The organism is Micromonospora sp. AMSO12t, from assembly GCF_008806585.1.
GTDB lineage: Bacteria > Actinomycetota > Actinomycetes > Mycobacteriales > Micromonosporaceae > Micromonospora > Micromonospora reichwaldensis.
Map to the genome: position 1 here is coordinate 1 of NZ_WAAS01000398.1, position 4,297 is coordinate 4,297.

The 4,297-nt window shown below is 71.4% G+C and carries 5 protein-coding genes; all 5 read right to left on the reverse strand.

Features of this window, described 5'->3' with window-relative positions:
* On the reverse strand, positions 1–799 hold a 799-nt coding region (locus F6X68_RS31085; protein WP_192581616.1), incomplete at its 3' end, for a glutamate mutase L.
* Positions 796–1,188, reverse strand: a complete 393-nt coding sequence (locus tag F6X68_RS31090; RefSeq protein WP_151457592.1) for a hotdog domain-containing protein — start codon at positions 1,186–1,188, stop codon at positions 796–798. The genes F6X68_RS31085 and F6X68_RS31090, both read right to left, overlap by 4 nt.
* Positions 1,185–1,961, reverse strand: coding sequence for an OAM dimerization domain-containing protein (locus F6X68_RS31095; protein WP_132237542.1), 777 nt, complete (start codon positions 1,959–1,961; stop codon positions 1,185–1,187). The genes F6X68_RS31090 and F6X68_RS31095 overlap by 4 nt, the downstream gene beginning before the upstream one ends.
* Positions 1,958–3,541 carry a lysine 5,6-aminomutase subunit alpha gene (locus tag F6X68_RS31100; RefSeq protein ID WP_151457593.1) on the reverse strand — a complete coding sequence of 528 codons (1,584 nt, stop codon included), beginning with the start codon at positions 3,539–3,541 and terminating at the stop codon, positions 1,958–1,960. The genes F6X68_RS31095 and F6X68_RS31100 overlap by 4 nt, the downstream gene beginning before the upstream one ends.
* Before the next feature lie 58 nt (positions 3,542–3,599).
* Positions 3,600–4,297, reverse strand: a 698-nt coding sequence (locus tag F6X68_RS31105; protein ID WP_151457594.1) for an amidohydrolase family protein, incomplete at its 5' end; no start/stop codon positions are given.

Below are 4,297 nucleotides of genomic sequence, written 5' to 3' on the forward strand. Positions count from 1 at the left end.
CCCGCTCGTCCGGCGTGAGCACCGAATACACGTCCGTGGTGGCGCCACCCACGTCCACCACCACCAGATCACCACCCAGGGTGTCGGCCAGCACCTCCACACCCGTCAGCACCGCGTCGGGGGTGGCCGCCCGCACCAGCCGCGCGAACCGCGACCCCCGCGACAGCCGCTTGCCCCCGATCACGTGCCGCAGGAACACCTCCCGGATGGCCGAGCGCGCCGACGCCGGCGCCAGCACCCCGATGCGCGGCAGCACGTTGTCGGCCACCGTCACCGGCACCCCCGCCGCAGCCAGCACGGCGTGCAGGTCGTCGCGAACGTCGACGTTGCCGGCCAACACCACCGGCACCCGCCAGCGGGCCCGCGCCAGTCGCGTCGCGTTGTGCGTCAACGTCTCGGCGTCACCACCGTCGGTGCCGCCCACCAGCAGCACCACGTCCGGGCGGGCCGCCCGCAGCCCCGTCAGGTCCGCCGCACCGAGCCGACCCGCGGCCACGTGCACCACGTTCGCGCCCGCCGACAGACCCACCCGCCGGCCCGCCTGCGCGGTCACCAGCCGCTCGTAGCCGACGACCGCCAGCCGCAACCCACCACCGGCCGACGAACACACGTACCAGGGCGCCTGACCCGCCGCCAGGCCGGCGGTGGCCGCCGCCACCGCCGCGTCCAGGCCGTGCAGCACGTCCGTGCCCACCGTCGTCGGCGCCGACGCCCCCGCCACCAACGCGCCCGCGTCGAGGTCCACCACCGCCACCTTCGTGTACGTGGACCCGACGTCGGCGCAGACCGCGTACCTCACGCCACCGGCGGCACGACCACCGTGCCGGTCGCGGTGACCGCCACGATCGGCTCGCCGAGCACCTCCGCCGCCGACTCACCCCGATCCGGACGCCCCCGGCACACCACGGCCGCGACGAAGTCGATCGTGCGGCTACGCGTACCCACCCGGGTCACCGTCGCCGTCACCTCCAACACGTCACCCGCCCGCATCGCCGCCCGGAACTGCACGTCCGAGTACGACGCGAACAACCCCTCGTCACCGTCGGTGCGGATACACACCTCCGTGGCCACGTCCCCGAACAACCCCAGCGCGTACGCCCCGTCGACCAGGTTGCCGGCGTAGTGGGCGTGCGAATACGGCACGTACCGCCGGTGCACGACCGTCAGACCCACCCGGGAATCACTCATGCCTTCGCCTTCTTCTCCGTGACCAACGCGTGCACCAGGAAACTCGCCACCTCACCCGGGGTGGTCCCCCGACCGAAGATCCGGTCCACGCCCAACTCGCCGGCCATCGACTCGTCGAAACGCGGCCCACCCACGATCAGCAACGGCCGACGCCCCGCCGGCATCGCCTCCCGGAACGCCGCCGACATCTCCCGCGTGTTGTGCAGATGCGCGTCGCGCTGCGTCACCACCTGCGACACCAGCACCGCGTCCGCGCGCTCCACCCGCGCCGCCTCCACCAACTCCGGCACGCTCACCTGCGCACCCAGGTTCGTGACCTTCAACTCCCGGTAGTACTCCAGGCCCTTCTCCCCCGCTATGCCCTTCACGTTGAGGATCGCGTCGATGCCGACGGTGTGCGCGTCCGTGCCGATGCACGCCCCCACCACCGACAACTTGCGCCGCAACCGCCGCTTCACCACCGCGTTGACCTCCTTGGCGCTCAGCAGCGGGAAGTCACGCTCCACCACCTGCACCGCCGACAGGTCCACCAGATGGTTCACCCGCCCGTACACCACGAAGAACGTGAAGCCGTCACTCATCGGCTTGGCGTGCACCAGCATCGCCGGATCGATGCCCATCTTGTTCGCCAACTGCACCGCCGCGCCCTCGGCCCGCTTGTCGTGCGGCACCGGCAACGTGAACGACACCTGCACCATGCCATCGCCCGTGGTGTCCCCGTACGGCCGGACGATCTTCTTCCCGGCGTCCCCGCCGGCCTCGACGGCGCTCACGCCCGTGCCACCTCTCCACCCGCCACCGGCGCCTCCAGGATCTCCGTGGCCGGATTGAAGTAGCCGGCCTCGTGCGCGGCCACCCCCGCCAGCCCCTTGCCCCGGTCCGCCGGCCGCTTCATGATCCCGAACGTGCCCTCGGCGATCGCCGTCAACAGCGACTGATCACCGATGCGCTCCAGCAGGTCGACCGCCTCACCCAGCACCCGGTTGGCCCGCTGCTGGATGAACCCGCCCGACGCCGGCACGAAGTCCTCGTGCAACCCACCGGCCGCACCCAGCACGTACCGCACGTTCTGCAGGGCGATGTCCCGGTCCGACAACCACGGCGTCACCACCGCCTCGGTCATCATCCCCACCAGCAGAATCCCCTGACCGGTCATCGTGCCCACCAGGTTGAAGAACCCGTCCAGCAGATTGCCCCGGAACACGTCACCCGTCATGTGCTTCGTCGGCGGCATCCACTTCAACGGCGCGTCCGGGAACAACTCCCGCGCCAGCAACGCGTGCGCCAACTCCAGCCGCAACGACTCCGGCACGTCCGGGTTGATCTCGAACGCGTGCCCAAGGCCCAACTGCCAGTCCGCCAACCCCGCCTCGTGCGCGAAGAACTCGTTGAGCAGCTGCGACACCGTCACCGTGTGCGCCTCGTCCACCGCGTCCGCCGTGGTCAGGTAGTTGTCCTCACCGGTGTTGATGATGATCCCCGCCCGCGCGTGCACCTGCCGCGAGAACCGCTGGTCCACGAACGTGCGGATCGGGTTGATGTCCCGGAACAGGATCCCGTACATCGAGTCGTTCAACATCATGTCGAGCCGCTCCAGGCCCGCCAGGGTCGCCATCTCCGGCATGCACAGACCCGACGCGTAGTTCGTCAACCGCACGTAGCGGCCCAACTCCCGCGACGACTCGTCCAACGCCGCCCGCATCAACCGGAAGTTCTCCTGCGTCGCGTACGTGCCCGCGAAGCCCTCCCGCGTCGCCCCCTCCGGCACGTAGTCCAGCAGCGACTGCCCCGTCGACCGGATCACCGCGATGACGTCCGCGCCCGCCCGCGCCGCCGCCTGCGCCTGCGGAATGTCCTCGTAGATGTCGCCCGTCGCCACGATCAGATAGATCCACGGCCGCTGCGCCGGATCCCCGAACCGCTTCACCAGCCGGTCGCGCTCCGCACGCCGCCGGTCGATCGCCCGGATCCCCGCACCCACCGCCCGCCGCGCCGCCTTCCGCGCCGCCGTGGCCGCCTTCCCCGTCGGCACCTCGAACCGCACCGACCCCGCCGCCGCCTTCTGCGCCAGCAACGTCACGTCCCCGAGCTGCTCCCGGGCGAGCGCGTCGAACACCGGCAACGCCACCCCGTGCCCCAACCCCACGTCCGCGACCACCGCGTCCACGAGCCGGTTCACCCACGGAATACCGTCCGGATCCGCGCCGGCCACCCCGGCCAGACGCAGCACCGCCCGCTCCACCGACACCGTCGTGTGGCTGCGCGCCAGATCCACCACCGGCTGCCCGGCGCGACGCGCCAACTCCCGCGCCCGCGCCACCAGCCGCGGATCAAGGTCAAGCTTGCCCGTCACACCGTCACCCGACCCTGCCCCGCGACGGCGCCACACGCCGTACCGATGGTTCGCTCGCTCACGAAGACCCTTCCTCGTAGATCACGTCACCGCGCAACACCGTGCGCCGACACACCGGCAGCGGCGTCGGGTCCTGCGGACCACGCGCCTCCGGGTCCGCGGCCAACAACACCGGCAACCCCCGGTCCACCCCCGCCGGCGTCGACCACACCGCGAACGTCGCCGGTGCCCCCAACGCCAGCACACCCTCGTTGTCCAGCCGCACCGCACGCCACCCGCCACGGGTGTGCGCCGCGAACGCCGACCGCACACTCATCCGCTGCGTCGGACTGTGGTGCCACACCGCCGCCCGCACCGAACCCCACGGATCCAGCGGCGTCACCGGCGAATCCGACCCGAACGCCAACGCCACCCCGACACCGTGCATCGCACCCATCGGATTCGACTCCAACGACCGCTCCAGGCCCAGCCGCGACTCGTACATCCGCCCCGCGCCACCCCACAACCGGTCGAACGCCGGCTGCATGCTCGCCACGATCCCGTACTCCACGAACCCGGCGATCAACCGCTTGTTCATGATCTCCGCGTGCTCGATGCGGTGCCGACCCGCCCGCACCCGGTCCGTGCCCAACCTCTCCGCCGCCCCCGCGAAGCCCTCCAGCACCGTCGAGATCGCCGCGTCACCGATCGCGTGGAACCCGCCCTGCACACCGTGCGCCGCACAGTCCAACAGATGCTCACGCACCTGCTCCGCAC

What these genes read in the sequence shown, in the direction of transcription:
- F6X68_RS31090 (WP_151457592.1), bottom strand. Translation starts at nt 1,188, where the DNA reads ATGAGTGATTCCCGGGTGGGTCTGACGGTCGTGCACCGGCGGTACGTG.